Source organism: Corynebacterium sp. CNCTC7651 (genome assembly GCF_021496665.1).
In the GTDB taxonomy this organism is placed as follows: domain Bacteria; phylum Actinomycetota; class Actinomycetes; order Mycobacteriales; family Mycobacteriaceae; genus Corynebacterium.
In genome coordinates this window covers 61310-87732 of sequence record NZ_CP071246.1, presented here as the reverse complement: position 1 = coordinate 87732, position 26423 = coordinate 61310, and the positions used below count along the sequence as shown (strand labels likewise).

The window sequence follows — 26423 nt, the reverse complement described above, 5'->3', positions numbered from 1 at the left end:
GCGGTGACCCGCGACTAACCGGGGCCACCCCAAAACCCGGAAACACGGCACGCAACATGGCTGCGCACCGCACGCGGCCGAACCCGCCAAGTGTTGTTGAGCTTGGCGGGCCTTTTCGTCACCGCATGCTGCACACCCGCGGCATCCGCCTCCACGCAGCAGAGGCAGGCGAGCAGGACGCGCCGCTGGTGCTGCTTTTGCACGGTGCGTTCGGCGGCTGGTTCGACTTCAAGGACACCCTCGCCCCGCTGGCGGAGGCCGGTGCCCACGCCGCTGCGCTTGATCTGCGCGGCTACGGCATGTCCGACAAACCCGCGCCCCGCGCCGGCGACATCCTGCACATCCTCGCCGGCGACGTTGCGGGGGCGATCCGCACCCTAGGCCACACTCAGGCACTGGTGGTGGGCGCGGATACCGGCGGCGTGATCGCGCGGGCGGCCGCGCAGCGCTACCCGGACCTTGTGCCGCGCGCGATCGCGCTGCCCACCTCCCGCGGTCTTGCCACCACCGCGTCGCGCATCCACCCGGGTGTGCTGAGCCGCAGCGAACGCGCCCTAGACGCACTGTGGCGCTCCAACCTGCTGGCGGATACCACCGAGGCATTCCACACGGACCCGCGCTTCAACGAATTCCTCGAGCTGCGGCTGGCCGCCCGCCGCATCGACAACGCCCTGCCCCACATCGTGGCCACCTCGCGCCTGCGCCCCCGCACACCCCACGCGGGCGACCTCCCGGAGCTTGACCCCCGCCGGCTACCGCACGTGGAGGATGCTGGGGCGTTCGCTGCGGTCGTCGTCAAGCAAGTGCCCTAAGCGGCACCAACGCAGGCTTGCGTGTCCACGTTGCCTTCCAACCTCCGAATGTCCCCCACCCGCGCCTTGACCTGGTCAGCCGTAAGCGCGTAGCCAGTGTCCGTGGAATCGAGGGACGCGCCGAAGATCATGCCCACCACGTCGCCCTGCGTGTTCAAGAGCGGGCCGCCGGAGTTGCCCTGGCGGATCACGCCGCGGATGGTGTAGGCCTCCCGGCTCACGCGGCCCTTGGCGTAGATGTCCGGGCCGGAGATGTTGAGCTTGCCGCGCACGCGGGCCGGCGCCGCCTCGAAGGGGCCGGAGAGCGGGTAGCCCATCACCACGGCATCATCCGCCGTTGCCAACGGCACCTGCGCCCACGCGATGGGCGCAATGCCCAGCTGGTCCGCGTGCAGGACGGCGATATCCACGTCCGGGTCGTAGAACACCACGCTCGCTTCCTTGATGCCCAGCACGGTGTCCAGCGCCACGACGTCGGTGCCGGCAACCACGTGCGCGTTGGTCAGCACGTAGTCCTCCTCGATGACAAAGCCGGTGCCCATCAGGCGGCGCTGGCAGGAGCCGGAATCCCCCATCACCTGCACCACCGCGGGGCGCACGCGTTCCACCATCGCCGGGTCCACCGCCGCCGAGTCCGGCGCGTCCACGTGCGAGCCGCGCGGCGTAGCAAAGGGGGAGACCAGCGGCGGCAAGCCGGTCTCATCCAACAGCGCGGCTATGCGGGCGGGCAGCTGCGCCAACACGTCCGGCGAGGCCACGTCAATCGTCGCGAGCACGCGGGATTCACGCACCGCGTCGCCCGCCTTGCCCGGCACCGACGCCGCCAGCGGGATGGAAATGAACCACATCACCAACGCCATGGCCAACGCCTGGAACAGTGCACCCGCCAGCGAATCCAGTGTGCGGGCAGAGGCGCGACGCACCCCGTCGCGCAGCTGGGACCCCGCCGCTGAGCCCACCGCGTTGCCGATGCCTACTAAGAGCACCACCACCGCCACCAGGAGCAGCACGCGCAGGGACTGCGTCTGCGCCAGCCCCATGGCTACGGGCGCCAAGGCTAGGCCCACAACCAGGCCGGCGATCACGCCGATTGCGGAAACCACGGAGGAAAGCGCACCTTGGCGCCACCCCGCGACCAGCGCGAGGACAATGACGGCGACCAAAGCCAGGTCTAACGCAAGCTGCACGCGCCCACCTCCCTAGTGCGATTTCTCGTCGTTGCAGGAGCCTTCAAGAACCTCTGCAAGGCCGCGCGGGGTCTCGTCCCACGGCACAGCCCACCCAGCAAGGTCTAGCAGCACCGAAACCAATACGCCCGTAAACCCCCACACCACGTAGCACCCGGCCCAAAACGCCGGACCGGACCAGCCGCGCCACCCCACAGTGAGGCGGTTCGCCGGGTCGATCAGCTCGGACACGGGGACGAAGAACACATCGTCCGTCTCTTCCTCGCTGGCCGGGTGCACCTCACCTGGGTCCGCGGCGTAACCCAGCACGGGGCGCACGCGACGGCGCGACCCGCCCGTGGTCACCGGCGCCAGCACCGCAAGCGGCGTCACGCGGCCCCGGTCCAAGCCCGTTTCTTCCCACGCCTCGCGCAACGCGGCATCCACCGGACCGCCGTCCGCATCCTCGATGTGCCCGCCCGGAAACGCCATTTGGCCGGAGTGGCTGCGCAGGTTTGGGTGGCGGTGCGTGATCAACAGCCCCGCATCCGCCGGCAGCGTCTCCGCATCCGGGTTGCCTGTGAACAGGATCAGCACAGCGGACTGGTCTTTGCCGCCTCGCTGCGGCACGCGCGTGGCCAAGAGCTCCCGCGCACGCCCGGCGTGCGTCTCGTTCCCAAGCTCCGCCACCAGCGGGCGCAGCCAGGCCGGGGCCAGCTCCGGGCGCAGCGCAGTGTCCTGCCCGTGTGCGTCCGCCACGCTAGAGCACCCCGCTCACGGCGTTTTCCAGCTCTTCCAGGGAGTTGAACGCGTGCGGGAACATCCCCACCGGCTGGCCGTGCTTGTACACCAGGAGAATCGGTACCACGCCCGGCAGGCCGAGCAGGCCGGCGAAACGGTTCACATCGTCCTGGTAGCTGGGGAAACGCACGTCCAGCTCATTCATCAGCGCCACACCGTTGGCCGCGTTCTGGTCCGCGTGCACACCCACCACGCTGATCTCCGGATGCGCGTCCGCGAACGCCTGCATAATAGGCAGCTCGCGCCGGCAAGGGTCACACCACCACGCCCACAAGTTCACCACGGTCACGTCCGCGTGCTCGCCCGGCACCGTCTTGCCGCCCAGGCACGGCAGGTCAATGCCGCCCACGCCGCCGGCCACGCAGTCCGCGCGCTGCTCCGCGCCGGGGATGAACTGCCGCACCGCGTCACCCTCCGCGGGCGCAGGGCTATTGCTTATCGACGTCTCCTGCGCAACGTCTGCGCCTCCCCCACGCAGCAGCACCACGGCACCGGCAATGACCGCCACGGTGACCAGCACAATCGCGACCACACTGCCCGCAACAGACTTCTTCACTTACTCCCCGTCCTTCGCCGTCTCGATGCCGACCATCCGCAGAATGTGCTCCCGCTCCTCGCCCGTCACCAGCGCCGCCGCCTCCGCGGGATCCGTCGGGCCGACCTTGCCGTAACTCGGGCAGTCGAACGCTATCGGGCACGCCCCACACGCCGCCTTCCGCGCATGGCACACACGCCGGCCGTGGAAAATGATGCGGTGCGAAAACATCGTCCACTCGCGCTTCTCCAGCAACTCCCCCACCGCGTGCTCGATCTTCACCGGGTCCTTCTCCGCGGTCAGGCCCAGGCGGTGCGCAAGGCGCTGGAAATGGGTGTCCACGGTCAGCCCCGGCAGACCAAAAGCATTCCCCCGCACCACGTGCGCCGTCTTGCGCCCCACCCCAGGCAGCCGCACCAAATCCTCTAAGGCCTCCGGCACTTCCCCGCCGTAATCGCTTACCAGCACCTGACCGAGGCCGATGAGGTTGGCGGCTTTCGAACGGAAAAAGCCCGTGGGACGAATAATTTCTTCCACTTCTGCTTGGGACGCGGTGGCGTAATCAGCTGCCGTCGGAAAGCGGCGAAAGAGCTCCGGCGTCACCGTATTCACCCGCACGTCCGTGGTCTGGGCGGAGAGCACGGTGGCGACGAGCAACTCTAGCGGCGTAGAAAAGTCCAGCTCAGCGTGCGCGTCCGGGAACGCCTCCGCCAGCGTGCGGTTAATGCGACGCGCGCGGCGGACCAGCCCCAGCCGGGTCTCCGTCCCCTTAGCCGCAGGGTGGGAACCCGGGCGGCGGACACGGTGAGTTGGCTGCGGAGAAGAAGGCATGCAGCCCATGGTAGTGGCCCGTTTGCCTAGGATGAGCACCATGATGATTCTGGTGACCGTCCTCGTCCCCATCGCCCTGGGCCTGTTCACGGTGGGCATGGAGCGATTGGAACGGACCGTTGTGGGGGTTACCGGCAACGAGAAGTAGCATTCTCGGGTGGCGGGGGCGCGCGGGGTGGTAATGTCGCGTGAGACCGGACACATGTGACAAATTCGTCAAAAACCAGGTCGCGTGATTGATCGCACTGAGGAGGATCAATGGATGACGTGCAGGAGACCCTTGCTCGCGCGGGCATTTTTCAGGGGGTTGACCCGGACGCCGTCTCGGCGCTGATCGCCGATATGGAGACGGTGACCTTTCCGCGCGGCACCACGATCTTCGACGAAGGGGAGCCGGGCGACCGCCTGTACATCATCGTGGACGGCAAAGTGAAGCTTGCCCGCCACGCCCCGGACGGCCGCGAGAACCTGCTCTCCGTCATGGGCCCGTCCGACATGTTCGGCGAGCTGTCCATCTTCGACCCGGGCCCGCGCACTTCCTCCGCTGTGTGCGTTACCGAGGTCACGGCGGCGACGATGGACTCCACCATGCTCAAGCACTGGATCGGCGACCACCCGGAGATCTCCCAGCAGCTCCTGCGCGTGCTGGCGCGTCGCCTGCGCCGCACCAACGCGTCCCTGGCTGACCTGATCTTCACCGACGTTCCGGGCCGCGTGGCCAAGACGCTGCTTCAGTTGGCCAACCGCTTTGGCACCCAGGAGGGTGGCGCGCTGCGCGTGAACCACGACCTCACCCAGGAAGAGATCGCCCAACTTGTCGGCGCGTCCCGCGAGACGGTGAACAAGGCGCTGGCGACCTTCGCCCACCGCGGCTGGATCCGCCTCGAGGGCAAGAGCGTCCTGATCGTGGACACGGAGCACCTGGCCCGCCGCGCGAGGTAGTTGGCTCGCGCGGGATGGCTTGAGCCGCCACGTTATGCGCTATTAGCACGTTGTGCGCTATTAGTTTTCGGTGATAGCGCATAACGTGTCGAAACGGGCCGGTTTTGGGGCTTTCGGGTGCCGTTGTGCGCTATTAGCTTTCTGTGATAGCGCACAACGTGTCGAAACCGGCCAGTTTTGGGGCTTTCGGGTGCCGTTGTGCGCTATTAGCTGCTCGAAATAGCGCATAATGGGTTGAACGGGCCGGATTCGGGCGATCCCAGGCGAATCGGTCGCCGGCCACGGCCGAAAACCGGCTGGCCACAAAGGGGCTGACCACGGCCGAAAACCGACCGACCCGACCGACCCGACCGGCCGCGCCCGGCCGCGCCCCTACCTACTGGTTCCGCAGGTAGCGCAGCGCCACGCGGGTGGACTGCTCGGCGGCGCCGCGGAGGACGGGATCGACATCGTCGTAGATCGCATCGACCAGCGTGTTGATGTCCACGTCGTCCCCGTGCACCTTCAGCGCCTCACGGATCTGGTCCAGGCGCTGGTTGCGGCGGTCGATGTACTTGCGGGCAAACGCAGAAAGGTCCTCGCCCTCCGGGCCGTGCCCCGGAAGCAGCGTGATGTCCTTGCCGTCTTCCTCCAGCTTGGCCAGCGTCTCCATGTACGCGCCCAAGTCACCGTCGGTCTCGGAGATCATGGTGGTGTGGCGGCCGGCAATGGTGTCGCCGGTGATGATGCCCTCCAGGCCAGACTCCCGGTCCGCGCCCTGCTCTACATCACCCGGGTACACGTAGAAGCAACCCGGGTACACGTAGAAGCACACAGAATCGCTAGTGTGGCCCGGTGCCGCCACAACCTTCAAGGTCGGGGTGACGCCTTCGAGGCTGATAATTTCACCGTCGACAAGCGGCTCGCCCCCGATGCAGTACTGCGGATCGAAGGCGCGAACCGGGGCGCCGGTGAGCTGGCGGAAACGCTCCGCGCCGTCGGCGTGGTCGTGGTGGCGGTGGGTGAGCAGGATAAGACCCACCTTGTCCGCCTTGGAGGACAGGACGTTCAGGTGCCCCTCATCCTCCGGGCCCGGGTCCACCACAATGCTCACGGCATCTTCCGGGCCACGGATCACCCAAGAGTTCGTACCCTCGAGCGCCGCGTAGCTGGGGTTCGGTGCCAGGACAACGGCGGCGGAGGCCGTTACCGGGCGCAACTGACTGTAGGCGGGGTGTTTCATACCCCCCACTCTACCGCTTCAGCTCAACGACCAGCTCAACCTCAACCGGCGAATCCAGCGGCAGCACCGCAACGCCAACAGCGGAACGGGCGTGTTCGCCTGCCTCGCCGAAGACTTCCTGCATCAGCTCGGACGCGCCGTTAATCACACCCGGCTGGCCGGTGAACGCCGGATCAGAAGCCACGAAGCCGACAACCTTGAGCACGCGCTCCACGTTATCAATGCCCACCAGCGCATCCACGGCGGCAATCGCGTTCAGCGCAGCCTGGCGGGCGTAGCCCTGCGCATCCTCCGCGCTGACCTCCGCACCAACCTTGCCGGTTGCCGCGAGCTCACCGTTAGCAAACGGGAGCTGGCCGGACGTCCACACCTGGTCCCCCGCCTGCACCGCAGGCACGTATGCAGCTACCGGCTTTGCGACGGCAGGAAGCTCAATCCCAAGCTCCTTCAAGCGCTCAGAATGCAGCATTACTCCGCCTCCCGCTTCATGTAAGCGACAACGTTATCAGGGTTCGGACCCGGAACAACGCTGACAAGTTCCCAGCCGTCCTCGCCCCAAGTGTCAAGGATCTGCTTGGTGGCGTGGCTGAGCAGCGGCACAGTGGCGTATTCCCATTTCGTCATGGGCACCACATTAGCGAAATCACGGCCTAGCCGGTCCGCACCGCAACCCCCGGCGCAAGCGGCCTGGCCGGCCCGGGCCTAGAGCCCCTCGATCTCCCCGCCGGAGGCCAGGTGTGCAGCCCAGTCGGTCACATGCGGGTTCTTCCGCAGCACCGCGCGGCGCTGGCGCTCCGTCAAGCCGCCCCACACGCCGAACTCCACCTTGTTATCTAGCGCGTCTGCGCGGCACTCCATCTGCACCGGGCAGCGGCGGCACACGGCAGCCGCCTTGCGCTGTTCCGCCCCGCGAACGAAGAGGGCATCCGGATCGCCGGAGCGGCAGTGTGCCTGGGTGACCCACTCCCCTCGATCAAAGACCAGGTTGCCGGCGGCGTTGCACTTCCGCGTGGTGGTCGGTGCTGCTGCGTACGCGTTGCGTCCTAGCGTGGCGGTCATCACATCCCCTTTCAGGAGGTCTCCACCCAAACGGGCGGATGCTTGCGGCTTGAACTCGCCTGCAGCGCCAGCTGCCAGGGATTTCTTTCACCGCAACGGTGAGTGCGTTACGCCTGTAAGTGTATTCACACCCCTTGACATCTGTCGAATGGATCACAAAAGCGGGGGGAGTGACTGATTCCCCCACGCCGGCGAATCCTTTACTGTAAGGACGTGTCTGCTGTGAGGTCCCTCGGTAACTTGCTGGCTGCGGTGGTCGCAGCCGGCATCGCGATCGCGCTGTGCATTGCCCCCATCGCGGGGCTCGGGGGCATGGCGGTTGCGCGCACCAACGAGACGATGCAGTCCAACCTCTCCGACATGTCAGGCGGAGATGTCCCCGGCGTGACCACCATCACCGACATCAACGGTGAGCCAATGGCCTGGATTTACAGCCAGCGCCGCTACGAAATTGCCAGCGAGGACATCTCGGAGCACGTCAAGCACGCGCTTGTATCTACGGAGGACCGCCGCTTTTACGAGCACGAGGGCGTGGACATGCAGGGTTTCGCCCGCGCCATGGTCACCAACATCCTCGCGGGCGGCGTGGAGCAGGGCGCGTCCACCATCAACCAGCAGTACGTGAAGAACTACCTGTGGCTGATCGAGGCGGAAGATGATGAAGCCGCCCGCGCCGCCACGGAGCAGTCCATCCCCCGCAAACTGCGCGAGATGCGCATGGCGTCGGACCTGGATAAGACGCTGGAGAAGGACCAGATTCTCACGCGCTACCTCAACCTCGTCTCCTTTGGCAACCACGCCTACGGCATCGAGGCCGCGGCGCAGACGTACTACGGCATTCCGGCGCGCGATTTGAACCCCGCCCAGGCCGCTCTGCTTGTGGGCTTGCTCCAATCCGTGGAATGGCTCAACCCCTACACCAATCCGGAGGGCGCCACGGAGCGCCGCGATACGGTGCTGGCCAACATGGCGTCGGAAGGCTACCTGCCCCAGGAAGAGGCGGAGCGCGCGATGGCGGAGCCCTTGGGTGTGCTGGAGCAGCCCGCCCTGCTCCCCGACGGCTGCATCACCGCCGGCGACAACGGCTTCTTCTGCGACTACGCCCTGGGCTACCTGGCGGACAAGGGTCTACCGCAAGAGGAGATAGAGCGCGGTTCCTACACCATCACCACCACGTTGGACCCCCAGGTGCAACGGGCCACCGTCGATGCGGTGCGCCGCGGCGTCGCCCCGGAAACCCACGGTGTGGCCCAGGTGATGGACGTGGTGCGCCCAGGCACCGATTCGCGCGACATCAGCGCCATGGCCACCTCCCGCTACTACGGCCTCGACCTGGAGCAGAGCCAGACGATCATGCCGCAACCGGCGTCCCTGGTGGGCAACGGCGCCGGCTCCGTGTTCAAGATCTTCACCGCCGCTGCCGCGCTTGAGCAGGGGTACGGGCTGGACACGATGTTGGAGGTGCCCGCCCGTTCCGTCGTCTACGGCATGGGCAAGGGTGGCGCGGAGGACTGCCCGCCGGACGCGTACTGCGTGGAAAATGCCGGCACCTACGCCCCGCGCATGACGCTGCGCGACGCGCTGGCCCACTCCCCCAACACCACGTTCATCGAGCTCATGCAGCAGGTGGGCGTGGCGCCGACGGTGGATCTCGCCGTCCGCCTTGGCCTGCGTTCCTACCTCAACGAGGGCTCGTTCGGGGACGGCCGCTCCATCGCCACCGCGGCGAAGGAGGAAAACATGGGCGCCTTCACCCTGGGCCCCCTCGCAGTGAACGCGTTGGAGCTGGCCAACGTCGGCGCCACCCTGGCCTCCGGCGGCCGCTGGTGCGAGCCCAACCCCATCGCGTCCGTGACCGACAAGCACGGCCAACAGGTCTACATCGACCGCCCCGCGTGCGAGCAGGCCATCGACCCGGAGATCGCCGCCGCGCTGGCCAACGGCATGAGCCAGGACACTATCGACGGCACCGGAGCCCGCGCCGCAGCCGCAAACGGCTGGACCGCCCCCATCGCCGCCAAGACAGGCACGACAGAGTCCCACCAGTCTTCCGCGTTCCTGGGCTTCTCCCTCGGCATGTCCGCCGCCAGCTACATCTTCAATGACGGCGTCCAGACCGCCCCGCTGTGCGGCGGCCCCGTGCGCCAGTGCGTCAACGGCGACCTGTTCGGCGGTGCCGAGGCCGCGAACACCTGGTTCCAGGCCGCGGCACGCATCCCCGGCTCCGCGGCTGGCCTGCCGCCGTCCGCCGCCGCCTACAACCAGGGCACCCGCCGCGCGATGTTGGATGAGACGATCGGCATGGCCTCCGCCGCCGCCCGCGCCAGCTTGGAGGCCCAGGGCTTCACCGTCACCGTGAACACCGTCTTCGGCGACGGCGCACCTGCCGGCACCGTGGTCTCGGCCATCCCGTCGGACCCGAACCTCTCCCGCGGCAGCGTGATCACCCTGAACGTTTCCGACGGCAGCCCAGGCAGCACCACGGCAACATCAACCACGGCCACCACCACCGCGCCCACCTCGCCGGGTGCCGCGCCGAGCGGCGAACCGTCCCCCACCGGCGAGCCCCAACCCGAGCCGGAACCGGGTGCGGACTTGGGCGACATTCAGCGCCAGTTCAACGACATGGCCAACGGCCTCGCCGGACTGTTGAACAACGGCTAGTCGTGTGGCCAGCTAGCCGCACCTAACCACGCGACCTGCGCGCAGCCGCGTGACCTGCGCTTAGCTGCTCAGGCGCGCCTTCACCGCAGCGGAGAGGCGCTTGCCGTCGGCGCGGCCGGCGGCCTTGGCGGTGGCCCCCTTCATCACGGCACCCATCTGGGCCATGGAATCGGCGCCGAGGTCGGTGACAACGCCGTCCACAAGCGCGGCAAGCTCCTCGTCGGTGAGCTGTTGCGGCTGGTATGCCTCGAGGATCGCAGCCTCGGTGAGTTCCTGCCCGGCGAGGTCCTCGCGGCCGTTGGCCTGGTAAATCTCCGCGGATTCGCGGCGCTTTTTGATCTCGCGGGCGATGATCTTCTGAATCTCATCGTCGCCAACCTCGTGCTTGGTGCCCTCGGTCTCGGCGGTCTGGATCGCGGCCAGCAGCATGCGGATCGTGCCTGTGCGCTCCTTCTCCTTCGCCTTCATGGCTTCCTTGAGGTCTGCGCGGATCTGCTCTTTCAATGCACTCATACGCCCAAGGGTACTTGGGCTAGGCTCGGGCGAATGAAGAAGTCGCTGGTCGGTCTCGGAGCCCTTGGCTTATCGACGTTCACTTACGCCAACCTGCAAACCCGCAACTTCACCCTCCAAGAGTATGAGCTGCCCCTGCTCGCACCCGGCGTGCTGCGGGGCAAGGCCTCCTTTGACGTGCTGCACGTGTCTGACCTGCACATGATCCCCGGGCAGCGCGCCAAGGTGGAGTTCGTGTCCGGCCTGGACGCGCTGGAGCCGGACCTGGTGGTGAACACCGGCGACAACCTCTCCGACAAAGCCGGCGTGCCGTGGGTGTTGGAGGCGCTGGGCCCGCTGCTGGACCGCCCAGGCGTGTTCGTCTTCGGCACCAACGATTACTGGGCGCCGCGGCCGGTGAACCCGCTGAAGTACGTCACCGGGGGCAAGCGCGAGCCGTCCTATGAGGATCTGCCGTGGGAGGGCATGCGCGCCGCGTTCATTGAGCGCGGCTGGCGCGACGCCACCCACCAGCGCCTGGAGTTCAAGGCTGGCGACGTGCGCCTGGCGCTGGCGGGCGTGGATGACCCGCACCACGATCTTGACGATTACTCGACTGTTGCCGGTGCCCCCAACCGCGACGCGGACCTGGCGATTGGCGTACTCCACGCCCCCTACCGGCGGGTTTTGGACGCGTTTGAGGCGGACGGCTACCAACTCGCCCTTGCCGGCCACACGCACGGCGGCCAGATCCGCCTGCCCGGCGGCCGCGCGCTGGTGACGAACGCGGACATCGACCGCAAGCGCGCCTCCGGCCTGCACCGCTACGGCGACATGTGGCTCGAGGTCTCCCAGGGCCTGGGCCAGTCCAAGTACGCGCCGGTGCGGCTGTTCTGCCCGCCCGCGGCTTCGCTGATCCGCGTGACCGAGCGCGCGGGGTAGGGGGCAGGGTGCGGCGCAGGCAGCGTGCGCACCCAGCGCATGCCCAGAGCGCACACAGTAGCTGAGCTGGCGTTTTGGCCAAGTGCGCGCGCCGGAGTACAGTGTTTCGAGTACGCGGGCAAGCCCACGATACAACCGGGATATGGCGCAGCTTGGTAGCGCGCTTCGTTCGGGACGAAGAGGTCGCAGGTTCAAATCCTGTTATCCCGACCATGAGAACCCCGCGGGTCAATGGCCTGCGGGGTTCGCCGTTGCGCGGGGCGGTGGCGGATTCTAGGGGTCGTTGCAGCATTTCCTAGCTTTCAGCTAAACCTAACAGCTCCGCCATCCGCTCCGCAGGAGTAGCAAAACCCAACGTCTTACGCGGCCGACAATTCAACCGATGAGCAACAAGCTCCAACTCCTCCCGCCCATAAACACTCAAATCCGCACCTTTCGGAAAATACTGACGCAACAACCCATTAGTGTTCTCATTCGTCCCCCGCTGCCACGGCGACCCCGGATCACAGAAATACACCGGACAATCCGTCGCAATGCTAAACGACCTATGACCAGCCATCTCTGAACCCTGATCCCAGGTCAACGACCCCCGAAGATGCTGCGGCAACGTCATAATCGCCTCCACCAGCGCATCACGCACCGCCACCGCACCATGCCCATCCGGCAAATGCAGCAACATCACATACCGCGTCGTCCGCTCCACCAACGTCCCAATCGCAGACCTTCCACCTGCACCGATAATCAGATCACCCTCCCAATGCCCCGGCACAGCCCGATCCTCAACAACAGCAGGACGATCGGCAATCATGATCATCGGATCAATAAACCGACTCCTCGCAACACGCTGACCACGCGGTTTACGCCGCGTCCGCCCCGTACGAAGGGCATGGGCCACCACCTTCTTCAACTCGCCTCTGGCCTGGCAATACAGCTCTTGATAGATCGTTTCATGACTCACATGCATAGTCTCATCGCCAGGGAATTCCCTGCGCAACCGGCCAGCCACCTGCTCAGGGGAAAACTCCATCCGCAACCACTGCCACACCTGCTGTTTCAACCGCGGATTCGCCGCAATCTTCGACACCTTCGGCCGAAACCTCCGAAGCGTTGACTTCCGGTGCACCTCATACGGGCGATAAATGCCATCATCACCACTATTGCGACTAATCTCGCGCGAAATCGTCCCCGGATCACGCCCAAGCTCACGCGCAATCGCCCGAACCGATAAATTCCGATTCACCCGATCCGCGATGCGCTCCCGCTCCACCAACGACAAGTACCGCCGGTCAATCACCTTCTCCACCGCAGCCTGCGGCAACACCTCCACCGGAACACTGACCCGGCCATCAACATACGCAAGAACCTGCATTGAAGTGTCCTGGGTTTAGTTCCGATCGTTTCTAGAGGAGGATTGGACCATGCCTAGGAAGTTCAGTGACGAGTTCAAGGACAAGGCGGTGCGGTTAGCCGAGGAGCTCGTTGAGCTTGAGGGGTGCTCGAAGTGGGCGGCGGCGGAGGAGATCGGCGAGAAGCTCGGTGTCTCGGCGCACACGCTCAACAACTGGTTGAAACCTGTCAAAGCGTCCCCCGACGTTCAGCGGAGCACTGGCGAGTCGGTCGACGACGAACTGAAGCGTCTGCGGCAAGAGAACAAAGAGCTGCGCAGGGCAAACGAGATCTTGAAGACCGCTTCAGCTTTTTTCGCAGCGGAACTCGACCGTCCCACCAGAAGATGATCGAATACATCGACACGTATCGCGATCGCTTCGGGGTCGAGGCCATCTGTCGCACGTTAAGGCAGACAGAATGTGGGTTTATCACCTCTCGTGGCTACCGAGCAGCGAAAACACGAGCCCCGTCGGCCAGGAGCTTGTCAGACGCGCTGCTTATCCCCGAATTGGTGAAAGTCTTCGAGGACAACTTCAGCGTGTACGGGGTACGCAAGATGTGGAAGGCCATGCAGCGCGCCGGCTGGGACATCGGTCGTGATCAGACGGCACGGTTGATGAAACTCGCCGGCATCCAAGGCCGCAGAAGGGGCCGCACTCCGATCACAACGCTTCGGGCTGATGTCCCGGATTGTCGTCCTGATCTGGTCAATCGTGACTTCACCGCGTCAGCGCCGCACCGGCTGTGGGTCGCTGACATCACCTACGTGCGTACCCTGTCGGGGTTTGCGTACACCGCGTTCATCACCGATGCGTACTCCCGCAAGATTGTCGGGGTTGCCACCAGGGCGAGCATGCGCACCGATGAGCTGCCTCTTGAGGCTTTTGAGCATGCTCTTTATCACGCAGGTGATCTCCGTGCTGAAGGACTTGTCCATCACAGCGATCGCGGCTCGCAGTACGTGTCCATTCGTTACAGTGAGGCGCTTGCTCACGCTGGGATTGATCCGTCCGTTGGCACCGTCGGCGATTCCTACGACAACGCGTTGGCGGAAACGGTCAACGGTCTATACAAGACCGAGCTGATCTATCCCCACCGGCCGTGGGCGTCGGTTGGGGAAGTCGAGATCGCGACCCTTCGCTGGGTGTACTGGTGGAATAACCATCGCCTGCACGAGTCATTGGGATACATCACTCCACAAGAGATGGTGTGAGCGCTCTTCGAAATGTAGCCCACTGGCGCTCTTTGAAAAGTAGCCCAGTGTGGTCGTTGGTTATTGTGCCTGATGTGGTTGCGGGGCGGGGGTTGTTGCGGGGATTTCTCTTCCTTTGATGCGGTGGCTGGTGCCGCGGTGTTGGAAGATTTTGGCGTGGTGGACGATGCGGTCAACCATGGCGGTAGCCACGGTGACGTCGCCGAAGCATTGTGCCCATTGGGAAAATGCCAGGTTGGACGTGACAATGATAGAGCCGTGTTCGTACCGGCGGGAGACGAGCTGGAAGAACAGGTTCGCGGCGTCGGCCTCGACTGGGATGTAGCCGAGTTCGTCGATGATGAGCAGGTGGTAGCCGCTTAAGCGTTTCAAGGTTGGTTCTAACCTGCCCATCGCGTGGGCTTCGGTCAGCGTGTTGACCCACCCGGCGGCGGTGTCGAACAAGACCCGGTAGCCTTGCTGGGCTGCTGTGACGCCGAGTGCTGTGGCGAGGTGTGTTTTGCCGGTGCCGGGCGGGCCGAGGAGGACGACGTTTTCGGCGGTGGCGACCCACGCGCCGGTTTCAAGACGGGCGATCTCTGCCCGGTCGATTGCGGGTTGGGCGGTGAAGTCGAAATCGGCGATGGTTTTTATTGAGGGGAAGCCGGCGCGTTTGACGCGTTGGTTGGCGCCGGATTCTGCTCTGGCGGTGGCTTCAACCGATAACACGGCTGCGAGGTACTCCTCGTGGGTCCAGGATTCGGCGCGGGCTTGTTCAGCGATGGTTGCGTGGATGCTTGCGATGCGGGGTGCTTTGAGCTGCCTGGCGTAGCGGTTAATTGTTGCGGTGGTGTCGTGTGCTGGGGTGCGGGTCATGCGGTGGTCCTTTTCGAAAGCGTTGAGGTGATGCGGTCGTAGACGGTGAGGTCGGCGGCGGCGATGTCGAAGCTGGGTTTCGGTGCAGGCGTGGTTGCGCGCTGCTGGCGCATTGCTTTGGCTGCGGCCTGGTGGGCGGGGTCGGTGATTGTGCGGCCTTTCGCCCAGATTCTTTGGTGGGTGGCGATTGTTTCCCCGCCTGGGCCGGTCACGGTGACGTGGTGCAAGGTGGTGTGCACCGTGACGAGTCGGTCGACGTAGGCGGGGTCGACGCTGTAGTGGTTGGTGTCGACGGTGACGTAGTAGTTGCGGGGCAGCCGCACCGCGGGGCGGGTGCCGAAGGTCGGTGTGTCTGATCTGATGTAGTTGGTCCAGTTCGTCTTGGGAAGTAGGCCGTGTTGGCGGCCTGTTTTGGTCCGTTTCAGCGCGGAAAATTAGGCCACTTCCCCATGTGGCTGTGACTGGTGTGGCTCCTTTTTAGAAAGGGAAGGGCCATGCCGATAACCACCCCCAGTAGGTTTCTGTTCCTGAGAAATGTCCCATCTTCGTTTGGCCGCGAGGTCCGGGACTTGGGTTTTCAGGAAGGGACCAGAAAGTAGATGACGATCAGCATGACCACGATCGAAACTATCAGACAGCTCGATGACGAGGGAATGTCCAGACGAGCGATTGCCAAGGCGGTGAACGTGTCGCGCGCTACGGTCGATAAGTACGTTAACCAGGACGATTTCAGCCCAACCGTGCCGGTGAAGACACGCAAACCAGGCTCAATCGTGCTGGGTGAGGCGTTGTGCGCTGTGATTGATGGTTGGCTCGAGGATGATCAGCGCATGCCACGCAAGCAACGCCACACTGCGCAACGCATCTGTGACCGGCTGATCAACGAGCATGGCTATACGGGCTCGTATTCACCGGTGCAGCGCTACGTCAAGCAGTGGAAACAGGACCATAAATCCCCGGGGGATGGGTTCATGGAGTTGGAATGGTCACCGGGGGTCATCCAGGTCGATTTCGGCCAGGCAGAAGTCATCATGGCGTCAGCCGCAAGGGTTGTGCACCTTCTGGTGGTGACGTTTCCGTATTCAAATATGAGGTTTTGCAGGGCCTTTGCCGGCGAAACCGCTGAGTGCGTCATTACCGGGCTTTTAGATGTCATCGACACCGCCGGCGGGGTGCCGACTGAGATGGTCTTCGATAACGCGACCGCCGTTGGGCGCCGTGTCGGCCCGAAAGTGGTGGAATCGGAGCTTTTCGCCGCGTTCAAAGCGCACTATAGGACGAAGGCTCGGTACTGCAATCCGTACTCGGGCCATGAGAAAGGCAATGTGGAAAACGCGGTCGGCTTCATCCGCCGAAACCTGCTTGTGCCTGTGCCGGAAGTAGCCTCCCTAGCGGAGTTGAACACCATCTTGGAGTCCGGGTGCGCCGCGTTTGCTACCCACACCCACTACAAGAAGGCAGCCACGGTCGCTGAACTGTTCAAACAGGATCAGCAAGCGCTCAAAGCGTGCCCGTCGGTGCGGTTTAACCCGGTGCGTTTCGACGTGCGCCGCACCGACAAAACCGGCGTTGTCACCCTAGACGGCAACCGTTACCTGGTCGGGCCTGCCTGGGCGAACAGGCAAGTCACGCTGGAGTTGTCCCACGACACCGTCACCGTTTTAGACGACGACACCAGACGCATCATCGCATTGCCGAGAGTTTTCGGTACCGCAGACTCGACGGTGATCAACCCGATGAGTTTGCTGCCTGGGTTAGCGAAAAAACCCGGGGCGTGGACGAACTCACCGCTTCGCCATCACCTGCCGGACGCTGTCGTGGGCTACCTCGACGGGGCGGATACCGCTACACGCCGGGAGTTTTTCACCCACGCGCAAACCACCGCCACAGAATGCGGATTCGACGCCACCGTCACCGCAGCCGCCGCACTCTTAGAGACCAACGCCCAACCAACCGGGCCTCATCTGGGTATCGCCGCACGCTACAGCTCCCCACCACCACAACACACACGAGCGAACCTCACCACCTATGACCAGCTCCTTGCCACCACAACCACCTCACAGCATGCGGAGGTGACCTCACAGTGAGCACCGATACCACCAACAACAAAGACCGCGTGGTGGCTCTTGGCCGCCAGCTCTACCTCACTACCGCCGTGTTACGCCAGTGCGCAGACCATGCCACCCCACGCCAATGCGACATCCTCATTGAGCTCTTCGAAGCGGAGCTTTCTTCCAGGGCCGCATCAAGAGCGCGGCGCCTGATGCACCGCGCGCGTGTCCCGGTACGCAAAACCCTCGACAGCTACGACTGGTCCCCGGTCACCTTGCCCGCCGACATCACCCGCGAACACCTCACCACACTCGACTTCCTCAACGGGTGTGAAGACCTCGTCTTCTACGGCGACGTCGGAACCGGCAAAACACACCTCGCCATCGCACTGGTCACCGCGGCATGTCTCAGAGGCATCCCGGCACGGTTTTTCACCGCCGCAGGACTCGTCGACCATCTACGGAACGCGAAACACGCAGGCAAACTCGACAAAGAGCTCGCATCCCTAGGCAAAAACGAACTCCTCGTCATCGACGAACTCGGCTACATCCCCATCGACACCGACGGGGCAAGACTTCTGTTCCAAGCAATCGCCGACGCGTACGAACAACGCAGCCTGATCATCACCACCAACCTTGCATTTTCCCAATGGGGCCAAGTCTTCGGAAACGACGACATGGCAGCCGCCGCAATCGACCGCATCGTCCACCACGGCCGCATGATCACCTTCACCGGCCAGTCCTACCGCATGGCAAACGCCCTCATGAAATAGCCCCGAAACCCCAGCAACGCTCACACGGCCCAAAACCGTGCAGACCTGGCCTAAAAAACCGAGCCGAAATGGCCTACTACAACTTGACAAAACACAGGTCGGTGTGTATGGCGGCAGGGGCCGCATCCCGGCCCGGTCTGTGGTGAAGGCTTCAGCTGGTGAGGTTTTCAACACCGCGTGTGTTCTCACGTTGGCAACGGTGGTGAACCAGTCGTCGAGCTGGGTTTGCACATCTTTTGGGCTGGTGAAGCGCCGAGCCGGGAAGAACGAGGTTTTCATGTACCCGTTGGTGCGCTCAACGATGCCCTTGGATTCCGGGTCCCTTGGTGGGGTTTGCACGATTTTGCAGCCCAACGCGCCGGCGAACGCGATTACCGGTTCGCACAGTCTGGCTCTGCCGATGCCGGGTTCACGGTCCCACACCAGTCGGGTGGGGACTGCTGAAAACGTGTGCTCGAGGAGATCCCACATCCCGGCCAAAAGGTCGTCGGTGGTGCGCGACGGCAAGATCCGCGCCCCGGCGAAGCGGGAATGGGAAGCAACCATCACCAAAACCGGCAGCGTGCGCCGCACGCCGGTGTCATCGGGCAACCCGCCCGGGGCGAACGTCAGATCACACTGGATTTCATAGCCCGGCAGGTGGTCCAAGGTGTCGACTGGGTCCGGTGGGAGATACTCCGGGCGGATTTTGGCTACGTTTTTGCGGAACCAGGATTCTGATCCTTCCCAACCGACGCGCTGGGCGATGACCTTCGCATTCAACCGGGGCGACTCGGCCAACAGGGCGCGCACCGCCGGCTCATAAGCGTCGAAACTCGTTGGCCTTGCCGGGCGTGGGGAATACTCCGGCGGCGAATCACACGCCAGCGCGCGTTCGACTGTCTTTTTCGCGCAGCCGACTTCCTCAGCGATCTTCCTGATTGACAGTCCCTGCCCACGCAGGAACCGGATTTGAGCCCATTGATCCAAAGAAATCACCCATCCAATCTTTTTCGGATGGGCTACTTTTCGAGGAGCGTTTTGGGCTACTTTTCAACGAGCGCTGACAGATGGAAGACGCCTACTATCAACAATCACACGCCCACCCGTTGGGCGTTCAATAAGCGGAACGAAAACCAGGACGCTTCAGCATAAGCCGTTTATAGCGATAAACTGCCTGGCCATCAGGCACAAACGGCACACGCCGACCACGTGTTTTAATCACCCCCTTATCAACATCAAGCGCACCACGTAACCCCATCCCACACGCAGCTGCAGCAGAACGACGATCCAACCCACAGGCCCGAAGCTCCAAATACTCCACTCGCCGCGCCGTAGCCACAGCCCGCCGACCCTCAGGAGCAGGACGGGGCCGCGCACCAATCGATATCCCCACCCGGTATACCGACGAAGGATTCACACCCAACCGCCGCACAATATCCATTGGCGCGACATTCTGGGCAAACAACGCAACAATCTCGTCAACCACCTGTGACGACAACGTCTTATTCCGCAGTGGTAACCCATCACGATGCGCAATCCGATACGCCGTAGCTAACGACCATCCCAGATCCAGCCCAGCCGCACGCACCGACAAACCATCACCCACCACCAACTGGTGGAACCGAGTGATCTCCTCAACCGGTGGATCCCACCGTGACACCGTCATCACCAACACCAACCCTTCAGATCAGTGTTGCAACGACCACTAGAACTTAAGGGTCATTCTTGGCACGGAAGGCAACCTCTACCCGTTGGACCGCATCGTAAACAAGGGTGCTCATTTTCCGGTCGAATTCGTAAAGCGCGACCACCTGACCGAACGATGCCCCCGGTATGAAATGGTCAGTGGGTTTGCCGCCATGGGAGTCACGAAATGGGTAGCTGTATCCGCTCAATCGGTAGTAGTTCACGACTCGGAGCCACTTTTCTGCTTCAGCCCGGTCAAGGGTTAGACCCCGTGTCTCAAGTATTTCGATCTGCTCTTCAACTGTGGTGAATCGCTTTACCGGCCTAGGCATAGGCATTCTCCCCCTCCAAGAGAACTCCAGCCCACTCCGGAACATAGTTCCGGGCGGGCTGAATTGTTAGCCCCAAATATAGTTGGCTTTCCCTGGATTCGCTACCCAGGTTCTCCACACCACCCCACAACCCGTCCCACCCGTAACCCCGGCGCGCCTCCGACCGTTCTAATAGATAGGCAATCCCCAAGCCTGGGCGACGGCGCGGTGGCGGCAGCCTAGGCGGCGGCGCTGCTGAGCGACCGCGTTGTGCGCTACTTCCGAGGCCAGGGGCCAGCAGGGTTGCCGTGTTGTGCGCTATTTCGGCGGCCCGGGCCCCGTCGGGTGGCCGTGTTGTGCGCTATTTCCCCGTTGTGCGCTTTTAGCTGGCGGTGAAAGCGCACAACGGGTCAAAATCTGGCCCGGATTGGGTGGTTCTGGTTCTGTTGTGCGCTATTGGCCAATGGTGATAGCGCACAACGCGCGGATGGGAGGGGTTAGGGCGGCTCGAGCTGCATACAGTGTGCTATCTCCGGAGCCAGGGGCCAGCCGGATGGCCGCGTTGTGCGCTTGTGCGCGCTATTTCCCCGTTGTGCGCTATTAGCTGGCGGTGAAAGCGCACAACGGGTTGGAGTCCTGCCCGGATTGGGTGGTTCTGGTTCTGTTGTGCGCTATTGGCCAATGGTGATAGCGCAGAACGCGGGCATAGCGCACAACGCGGGAGGGTGCGGCTGCGCTGCGGGGCGGCCTGGGCGGCGGCGGCGCTGCCGAAGCTACTACCCGGGGGCGACAGCGCACCCACCCGTAACCCCGGCGCGCCTCCCACCGTTCTAGTAGGTAGGCAATCCCCCAAGGCAATCCCCAAGCCAATCCCCCAAGCCGTTTCCCAGGAGGCCACATGTCCACGTCCCGCATTCGTCTCGCCGCAGCCACCACGGCCGCGTTCTGTGCTCTCGCAGGGGTTGGAGCGCCGGCGCAGGCTGCGACCGTCGGCACGCGTGCTGCGGACAACACCTGCAGCCTCACGCTCACCGCGGGCGAGCGGGCGTACGCCACCGAGCTCGCGAAAGGTCCCGAACTCAACCCCACCACGGGTTTCATGGGTGACCAGGCGCTGGCGATTGAGCGGGTGTTCCCCACCGCCAAGCCGATCGGCGAGGAGCTGGTCAAGGACCTCACCCCGGAGACGCCGGCCGCGGAGCTCGCCGCCGTCAAGCTCACCGACACGCAGCGGGACGCGCTCAAGGCCGCGGGTATGCCGGACGCGCTGATCGCGCAGTACGTCGACGCCAAGATCGGCCGGGACAATCTCAGCCCGAAAATTCCGCTGCTCAGGGCCGCACCCGCAGTCAAACCCAACCGCATCCCCGCCGACGCGCGTGAGTCCCAGCGCCCGGCCCCGGTGCAGTTCCCGCTTGCCGACGCTTCCTTGAACAACGTCCTCCACCAGCAGCTCACCAACGCGTGGTTGGAGACGCCCTCGGGCAAGCGCGCCGTGAAGTGGCACGACTACAACACGGCGCAGTTCAACGCCCGGATGGCGTGCGCGAAGGGCGAGACGCAGGTGAAGTTCCCCGCGCTCAACGTGGTCACCGAGCCGCTGCCCACCAACGACCTCTCCTCCAAGCTGAGTTCCGACGGCGGCAACCGCGTCGACGTAGTCCTCGGTGCCGTGATTTCCGTGGTGGCTGCGCTGATCGGCCTGATCGCTGCCGCACCGAAGCTGGGCATCAAGCTGCCGTTCTAAGCTGCGGCGGCCCCGGCGCGCACACGGCCAAACGCAAGGACCCGCGAGCACCTCCCAGAAAGGGAGGCTCGCGGGTTCTTTGCAGTTCACGCCCGGGTCCCGGGCACGGTTACGCCGTAGCGCCTAGTACGGCGCTAGCGCTTAGAACTTCGGCAGCATCTGCATGAACTGGTTCACCAGTGCCTGCATCTGAGCCTGGAAGAAGAAGCCAGCAGCGGCGAAGACGGCAGCCAGGGCGGCGAGCACACCAGCGGTAGCCAGGCCGGCCTTGGAGGAGCCGTCCGAGGAACCGTCAGAAGAGCCCTCGGAGGAACCTGCGGAGGAGCCATCCTTGAACTGCGGCTCAAGGTTGACCTTGGTCTTAGCAACGTCGATGCCAAGTGCGTTGGTCACGGCGAAGAAGATGTCGGTCTGGTCGATCTGGCCGGTGATGTTCGCGGCACCCGGGCCGGAGGCGGCGATGCGCACCTGCGCACCGGTGTGGGCCTGGCCGCCGAGCGCGTCCTTGTCATCGTTGGACTTCGCGTTGGCGAAGTTGATGGTCATGTCGGAGCCGTCGGCGGTGATCAGCTTGGTGGTGCGGCCCGCGGTCTGGGTGCCGTTGTAGGTGATCTGCGCGGTGTGGGCGTGATCGGCGGTGGCGATGATCAGGGTCTCTTCGCCAGTCTTGGCAACCCAGTCCTGCACAGCCTTGACGGCCTCGTCGAGCTGGTCAACCTCGCCGATGACACCGCAGGCGTCAGCGTCGTGGTCTGCCTTGTCCGGGGATGCGGACTCAACCTGGAGCACGAAGCCCTTGTCGTTCTGGAGCAGCTCGAGCGCCTTGGTGGTCATCGCTGCCAGGCGCGGGGTCTCAGCGGTGAAGGCCGGGTTGACCTCGCACTTGGTGGCTTCCTTTAGCGCGCCGTCAACCGTCGGAATGGTCTTCTTCATCGCGCGCGGCATGTTGCCCGGCGCGAAGAGGCCCAGGACCGGCTGATCGCTGTTCGCCACAGTGAGAGCATCGAGCTCGGCGGCGTTGGTCACAACCTGGTAGCCGTTCGCCTTAGCGTTCTCGAGGACGGTGGTGCCCTTCTTCCAGGTGTTCTCGCCCCACTTGCCGCCCTGGACAACCTTGGCATCGAAGTACTTCGCGCCGCCGCCGAGGGTGACGTCCGCGCGCAGGTCAACGATCTGCTCGGTGATGGAGCCGAGGCCGCCGTTCTCGCGCAGCTGCTCACCCTTGGCCGGCTTGGTGTCGCCAGACGGCGCGTAGTAGCCGCGGTTGAGTGCGTGCGCTGCGAAGGCAGCCGGGGTGGCGTCCTGGATCTCGGAGGTGGTGACGTTACCGATCTTCAGGCCGTTTGCCTTGGCAATCTCGCCGAGCGTTGCCACCGGCTTGCCCTTCACGTCCACGCCGACAGCGCCGTTGTAGGTCTTGACGCCGGAGTTCCAGCCGGTGCCGGACGCGGCGGAGTCGGTGACGTAATCCGGCAGGCCGGTCTCCTTGTTCAGTGCGAAGGTGGTCTGGTAGCCGGTGTACTCCAGGTTGTCCAGGCCAGCCATGCGGCCGTGGGAGCCGTGGAGGTAGTTGCGGGCCATGGTGAGCTCGGAGTCGCCGGTGCCGTCGCCGATCATGACCACAACGTTCTTCGCCTTGCGGTTGTCAATCTGCTGGCCCTGGGAGCCGAACTGAGCACAGTCGCCGACCTTCGGAGCAGCGTCCTTGGACACGAGGTAGCAGAGCTGGTCGCCGGGCTTTGCTTCACGACGGTTAGCCAGGTTCATGCCCTTGCCGTCGTTCACAGCCCAAGCTTCCTGGCCGCCCTTGGTGCCGCCGTTGAGGCCCAGGGCGTTCGCCATGACGTAGAAGGCGTCGGTCTGGTCGATCTGGCCGTTGACGTTCTCGGAGCCCGGGCCGTAGCCCGCGATGCGGACCTGGGTGCCGGTGTGCTGCTGGGAGATGCTCGGCGAGGTCTGGGTGCCGAAGGCGACAGCCATGATCGCGTCTTCCTTAAGGGAACGCAGGCGGGTCACCGGGGAGACGTTCTTGCGGTTGTCCGGCACGATCTCAGCGGTGTGGGCGTGGTCTGCGGTGACCACGACGAGGGTGTTGCCGTCCGCCTTAGCGAAGTCGAGCGCTACCTTAATCACTTCGTCGATCTGCTCGGTCTCGCCGATCAGGCCGCAGGCGTCAGCGGCGTGGTCAGCCTTGTCGATGGAGGCGGATTCAACCTGCAGGAAGAAGCCCTTGTCAGAAGCCTTGTCGTCCAGCAGCTCGATGGCCTTCTTGGTCATCTCTGCAGCGGTCGGCTCATTGCCGGTATCCACTACCTTGCACTGCTGCTCCTCCTGGGTCGCAGCGTCGCCCGGGACGGTCTGCTCGAAGCGGCGGGTCATGTTGCCGTCGTGGAACAGGCCCAGCACCGGGGTGTCCTGGTCCGCCTTGGTGATGGCGGCGAGGCCAGCCTTATCGTCAACGACCTGGAAGCCCTTGGCGATGGCGTTCTCGCGGACCGTCTTGCCGGCCTCCCAGTCCTTGCCGCCGTCGTTCTTGTTCACCAGGAACGGGTTGCGGTTCTCGCCGCCGCCCTTGACCTCGGTGTTGAAGTACTTGCGGCCGCCGCCCAGGGTGACGTCTGCGCGGGTGTCAATGATCTGCTCTGAGATGGAGCCGAGGCCGCCGTTCTCACGGGCCTCTTCGCTGCCAACAACCTTCTTCTCGCCGGACGGCGCGTAGAAGCCGCGCTGGGAGATGTGGGAACCCAAGGCACCCGGGGTGGCGTCCTGGATCTCGGAGGTGGTGACGTTACCGGTGCGCATGCCCGCGTTCTTCGCCATCTCGATCAGGTTCTCGTGCGGCTTGCCCGCGATGTCCACGCCCAGCGCACCGTTGTAGGTCTTGACACCTGAAGCCCAGCCGGTTGCGGATGCCGCGGAGTCGGTCACGTACTGGCGCTTGCCGTCCTTGCCGATGGCGAAGGTGGTGTACGCACCGGCCGCGGTCAGCTCGTCCAGGCCCTCGAAGCGGCCGTTCGCACCCTTGAGGTAGTTGCGGGCTGCGGTGATCTCCTGGTGGCCCATGCCGTCGCCCAGGATGAAGATGACGTTCTTAGCCTTGGCGGCGGAGTTGCCCGGGCCGCCCTTGCCAAACTGGGTGCAGTCGCCCGGCTGGGGTGCGCGGACGTTGCCCTGAGCGTCAATGGAGTAGCAGGTGTCCTTGTTGTCGAAGGTGGCGGTCTGTGCGGCCGCAACCGGCAGGTTGGCCAGCGCCAGCGCGGAGACGCTGACGATGGAAGCTGCTGCCTTAGTAGAGAAGCGCATGAAGCTGTCCTTTGAGCATGAGGAGGAGGCGTTGAGTGGTCTATCAACCAACGCGAACGCTAAGCCCAGGGTGTTGCCAGCAATTTACAGTTAAGTTAACAACAAACGGCGAATTTAACATCCCAGCTAGAACCCATTAGATTCACCACTCTTGTGTGAAACGTTTTCCATTAAGACTAGAAATGGCTGTGAACCGCCCCTACTTCGGCTGGATCTCGCTCTCCACGACCCACTTGTGGCGCTTCATGGTCATGTCCGGGGTGTCGATGTCCACCATGTACACCGTCTCGTCCGTGGAGGACTCGATAGTCGCCTCTGCACCCTTCATCCCGCTCATGTGCTCGGCCAGGATGACTGCGGTTGCGCCGTCGGCAAGCCGCTGCGTGCCCGCGCCCTCCAGCTCCTCCTGCACCACCCACTTGTGGTTGACCACCGGCTCGCCGCCATCGGTTGGCGTGTAGGTGACGGCGTAGGTGTAGGTCTTGAACGCGCCGCTGATGGTCGCGGGCGCACCTTCCATGCCCGGCATGTGGTCCGCGGTCAGGATCACCTCGGTGCCCACCGGGAACTTCGGGTCCGCCGCCTCCTCGATACCCTCCGGAGCTGGGCCGCCGTCCTCGGGGTGGTCGTGCCCGCCGTGCCCGCCGTGGCCCTCCCCGCCCGGGACGCTGGTGCCGGTCACCGGGGTGGACGGCTCCGCGCTTTCCGACGCACACCCAGCAATACCAATAACGGACGCGGCCGCCGCCGCAGCGACCATGGCAATGGTTCGAATCTTTGTCATACCCCCGTTCTACCACCACCTCCCCACCCCTTCCCCGCGTTAACGCTCCCGCAACACGCCCCCAGGCACCATCCAATGTGACACGTTCCACCCACCTACTGAAGGGAGCCCAATGTCCACCCGTCGCATCATCGCCACTGCCGCCACCGCAACCATCGCCGCGACCGCCCTCGCCCCCGCGCACGCCGCGACCATCGGCCCGCGCGCCGCGGACAACACGTGCAAGGTCACGCTGAGCAAGGCGGAGCAGGCCTTCGGCTACACGCTTTTCGACGATTCCAAGAAACTCGGCGACCACGAACACGCCCGCGACATCATCAGAGCCGTCGAGACGGTCTACCCCAACGCCGCGAAGGACCCCGCCGCGCTCCCCGAGGGTGTGAAGGCCACCTACGAGCAGGCCCGCGCCACCTTTGCCGCCACCTCGCCCACGGACAAGATCACCCTCGAGGGCCGGGACTACACCCACAACTACCGCGTCGAGGCGGATCCCAAGACCGAGACCTCCGCGGTGCCCGACGCCACCTTCCAGCTCGCCAAGGACTCCACCGCCGATGCCGACACCCTGACCAAGCTCACCGCCGCGTGGCTTGCCACCCCTTCCGGCGACGTGGCCAAGCGCCAAGCGGCATTCGACAAGGCGGAGCGCCAGGCCAAGGAGGCGTGCCGGCTGAAGACCAGCACCGCGGTCGCCTACCCCGAGGCCGCCACCGCAAGCACCCTCGACCTTTCCTCCAAGCTCAGCTCCGCGCCGAGCAACTTCGACAAGGTGGCCAGCGCCGTAATCGGCGTGCTGGTTGCCCTGTTCGGCGTGTTCACCGCGCTTCCGAAGCTGGGCATCAAGCTCCCGTTCTAGGGCTTTC

25 protein-coding genes, 1 tRNA gene and 1 pseudogene are annotated in these 26423 nt (G+C 64.4%); 11 read left to right on the top strand and 16 right to left on the bottom strand.

Features of this window, described 5'->3' with window-relative positions; genetic code table 11:
• Window positions 1–125 precede the first annotated feature (125 nt).
• Window positions 126–812 (top strand): alpha/beta fold hydrolase, encoded by a 687-nt coding sequence (locus tag JZY91_RS00400; protein WP_234948044.1) that lies wholly within the window; start codon window positions 126–128, stop codon window positions 810–812.
• Here JZY91_RS00400 and JZY91_RS00395 read toward each other — a convergent pair.
• The 4 genes from JZY91_RS00395 to nth are packed head-to-tail and all read right to left on the bottom strand — an operon-like array spanning window position 809 to window position 4145.
• Complete coding sequence (locus JZY91_RS00395) at window positions 809–1999, bottom strand: MarP family serine protease (protein ID WP_234948043.1); 1191 nt, start codon at window positions 1997–1999, stop codon at window positions 809–811. The genes JZY91_RS00400 and JZY91_RS00395 overlap by 4 nt on opposite strands.
• Before the next feature lie 12 nt (window positions 2000–2011).
• Complete coding sequence (locus JZY91_RS00390; RefSeq protein WP_234948042.1) at window positions 2012–2737, bottom strand: CoA pyrophosphatase; 726 nt, start codon at window positions 2735–2737, stop codon at window positions 2012–2014.
• 1 nt (window position 2738) lies between these two features.
• Window positions 2739–3335, bottom strand: coding sequence for a TlpA disulfide reductase family protein (locus JZY91_RS00385; protein WP_234948041.1), 597 nt, complete (start codon window positions 3333–3335; stop codon window positions 2739–2741).
• Entirely contained in the window at window positions 3336–4145 is an 810-nt protein-coding gene (gene nth, locus JZY91_RS00380) for an endonuclease III (RefSeq protein ID WP_234948040.1), read from the bottom strand.
• Here nth and JZY91_RS00375 point away from each other — a divergent pair.
• Both JZY91_RS00375 and glxR read left to right on the top strand, forming a co-directional pair.
• A complete protein-coding gene (locus tag JZY91_RS00375) occupies window positions 4144–4293 on the top strand; it encodes a hypothetical protein (protein ID WP_234948039.1) in 150 nt (49 codons plus the stop codon). The two genes, nth and JZY91_RS00375, sit on opposite strands and share 2 nt — an antisense overlap.
• A gap of 110 nt (window positions 4294–4403) precedes the next feature.
• Entirely contained in the window at window positions 4404–5087 is a 684-nt protein-coding gene (gene glxR / locus JZY91_RS00370) for a CRP-like cAMP-activated global transcriptional regulator GlxR (RefSeq protein ID WP_234948038.1), read from the top strand.
• A 376-nt stretch (window positions 5088–5463) separates the two neighbouring features.
• Here the strand turns inward: glxR and JZY91_RS00365 are convergent, their stop codons facing one another.
• The 4 genes from JZY91_RS00365 to JZY91_RS00350 all read right to left on the bottom strand — a co-directional run bounded on the left by JZY91_RS00365 (window position 5464) and on the right by JZY91_RS00350 (window position 7368).
• Window positions 5464–6309: an MBL fold metallo-hydrolase gene (locus JZY91_RS00365; RefSeq protein ID WP_234948037.1), complete on the bottom strand. Its 846-nt coding sequence runs from the start codon at window positions 6307–6309 to the stop codon at window positions 5464–5466.
• A gap of 10 nt (window positions 6310–6319) precedes the next feature.
• The gene (locus JZY91_RS00360; protein WP_234948036.1) at window positions 6320–6778 is read right to left on the bottom strand and encodes a RidA family protein; all 459 of its coding nucleotides are present in this window, start codon (window positions 6776–6778) and stop codon (window positions 6320–6322) included.
• Window positions 6778–6933 (bottom strand): DUF4177 domain-containing protein, encoded by a 156-nt coding sequence (locus JZY91_RS00355; protein ID WP_234948035.1) that lies wholly within the window; start codon window positions 6931–6933, stop codon window positions 6778–6780. Before JZY91_RS00355 ends, JZY91_RS00360 begins: the two co-directional genes overlap by 1 nt.
• 78 nt (window positions 6934–7011) lie before the next feature.
• Window positions 7012–7368, bottom strand: a complete 357-nt coding sequence (locus JZY91_RS00350) for a WhiB family transcriptional regulator (RefSeq protein ID WP_234948034.1) — start codon at window positions 7366–7368, stop codon at window positions 7012–7014.
• A 213-nt stretch (window positions 7369–7581) separates the two neighbouring features.
• Between JZY91_RS00350 and JZY91_RS00345 the strand changes: the two genes are divergently transcribed.
• The gene (locus JZY91_RS00345; RefSeq protein WP_234948033.1) at window positions 7582–10032 is read left to right on the top strand and encodes a transglycosylase domain-containing protein; all 2451 of its coding nucleotides are present in this window, start codon (window positions 7582–7584) and stop codon (window positions 10030–10032) included.
• A gap of 60 nt (window positions 10033–10092) precedes the next feature.
• Here the strand turns inward: JZY91_RS00345 and JZY91_RS00340 are convergent, their stop codons facing one another.
• Entirely contained in the window at window positions 10093–10545 is a 453-nt protein-coding gene (locus JZY91_RS00340; protein WP_234948032.1) for a GatB/YqeY domain-containing protein, read from the bottom strand.
• A gap of 33 nt (window positions 10546–10578) precedes the next feature.
• On the opposite strand from JZY91_RS00340, the gene JZY91_RS00335 reads away from it, so the two are divergent.
• Both JZY91_RS00335 and JZY91_RS00330 read left to right on the top strand, forming a co-directional pair.
• The gene (locus tag JZY91_RS00335; RefSeq protein WP_234948031.1) at window positions 10579–11466 is read left to right on the top strand and encodes a metallophosphoesterase; all 888 of its coding nucleotides are present in this window, start codon (window positions 10579–10581) and stop codon (window positions 11464–11466) included.
• A 136-nt stretch (window positions 11467–11602) separates the two neighbouring features.
• A tRNA-Pro gene (locus JZY91_RS00330) sits at window positions 11603–11679 on the top strand.
• Between the two features lie 82 nt (window positions 11680–11761).
• On the opposite strand, the gene JZY91_RS00325 is transcribed toward JZY91_RS00330, so the two are convergent.
• Complete coding sequence (locus tag JZY91_RS00325) at window positions 11762–12835, bottom strand: IS30 family transposase (RefSeq protein ID WP_234948030.1); 1074 nt, start codon at window positions 12833–12835, stop codon at window positions 11762–11764.
• 49 nt (window positions 12836–12884) lie between these two features.
• Between JZY91_RS00325 and JZY91_RS00320 the strand changes: the two genes are divergently transcribed.
• Window positions 12885–14068 (top strand): IS3 family transposase gene (locus JZY91_RS00320; protein ID WP_234948029.1). Its coding sequence is split into 2 segments (ribosomal slippage): window positions 12885–13161 and window positions 13161–14068, totalling 1185 coding nucleotides; the frame shifts between segments, so codons are not numbered across the junction.
• A gap of 60 nt (window positions 14069–14128) precedes the next feature.
• Here the strand turns inward: JZY91_RS00320 and istB (JZY91_RS00315) are convergent.
• A complete protein-coding gene (istB, locus tag JZY91_RS00315) occupies window positions 14129–14923 on the bottom strand; it encodes an IS21-like element helper ATPase IstB (RefSeq protein WP_234948028.1) in 795 nt (264 codons plus the stop codon).
• On the bottom strand, window positions 14920–15246 hold the full coding sequence (locus tag JZY91_RS00310; protein WP_234948027.1) for a hypothetical protein: 327 nt from the start codon (window positions 15244–15246) through the stop codon (window positions 14920–14922). Before JZY91_RS00310 ends, istB (JZY91_RS00315) begins: the two co-directional genes overlap by 4 nt.
• A gap of 276 nt (window positions 15247–15522) precedes the next feature.
• On the opposite strand from JZY91_RS00310, the gene istA (JZY91_RS00305) reads away from it, so the two are divergent.
• The gene (gene istA, locus JZY91_RS00305; RefSeq protein ID WP_234948026.1) at window positions 15523–17010 is read left to right on the top strand and encodes an IS21 family transposase; all 1488 of its coding nucleotides are present in this window, start codon (window positions 15523–15525) and stop codon (window positions 17008–17010) included.
• Entirely contained in the window at window positions 17007–17747 is a 741-nt protein-coding gene (istB, locus tag JZY91_RS00300; RefSeq protein WP_234947519.1) for an IS21-like element helper ATPase IstB, read from the top strand. Before istA (JZY91_RS00305) ends, istB (JZY91_RS00300) begins: the two co-directional genes overlap by 4 nt.
• A gap of 120 nt (window positions 17748–17867) precedes the next feature.
• Here istB (JZY91_RS00300) and istA (JZY91_RS11775) read toward each other — a convergent pair.
• Both istA (JZY91_RS11775) and JZY91_RS11770 read right to left on the bottom strand, forming a co-directional pair.
• Window positions 17868–18725 (bottom strand): annotated as a pseudogene (istA, locus tag JZY91_RS11775) (IS21 family transposase); the annotation flags it as partial.
• A gap of 716 nt (window positions 18726–19441) precedes the next feature.
• The gene (locus tag JZY91_RS11770) at window positions 19442–19747 is read right to left on the bottom strand and encodes an Abi family protein (protein ID WP_370639230.1); all 306 of its coding nucleotides are present in this window, start codon (window positions 19745–19747) and stop codon (window positions 19442–19444) included.
• 877 nt (window positions 19748–20624) lie between these two features.
• Here JZY91_RS11770 and JZY91_RS00295 point away from each other — a divergent pair.
• The gene (locus tag JZY91_RS00295) at window positions 20625–21473 is read left to right on the top strand and encodes a hypothetical protein (RefSeq protein ID WP_234948025.1); all 849 of its coding nucleotides are present in this window, start codon (window positions 20625–20627) and stop codon (window positions 21471–21473) included.
• A 141-nt stretch (window positions 21474–21614) separates the two neighbouring features.
• Here the strand turns inward: JZY91_RS00295 and JZY91_RS00290 are convergent, their stop codons facing one another.
• Together JZY91_RS00290 and JZY91_RS00285 are read right to left on the bottom strand one after the other, a co-directional pair.
• Window positions 21615–24776, bottom strand: coding sequence for an alkaline phosphatase (locus JZY91_RS00290; RefSeq protein WP_234948024.1), 3162 nt, complete (start codon window positions 24774–24776; stop codon window positions 21615–21617).
• A 199-nt stretch (window positions 24777–24975) separates the two neighbouring features.
• Window positions 24976–25560, bottom strand: coding sequence for a YdhK family protein (locus tag JZY91_RS00285; RefSeq protein ID WP_234948023.1), 585 nt, complete (start codon window positions 25558–25560; stop codon window positions 24976–24978).
• A 112-nt stretch (window positions 25561–25672) separates the two neighbouring features.
• Here JZY91_RS00285 and JZY91_RS00280 point away from each other — a divergent pair, with 112 nt between their 5' ends.
• Complete coding sequence (locus JZY91_RS00280; RefSeq protein ID WP_234948022.1) at window positions 25673–26416, top strand: hypothetical protein; 744 nt, start codon at window positions 25673–25675, stop codon at window positions 26414–26416.
• Window positions 26417–26423 lie beyond the last annotated feature (7 nt).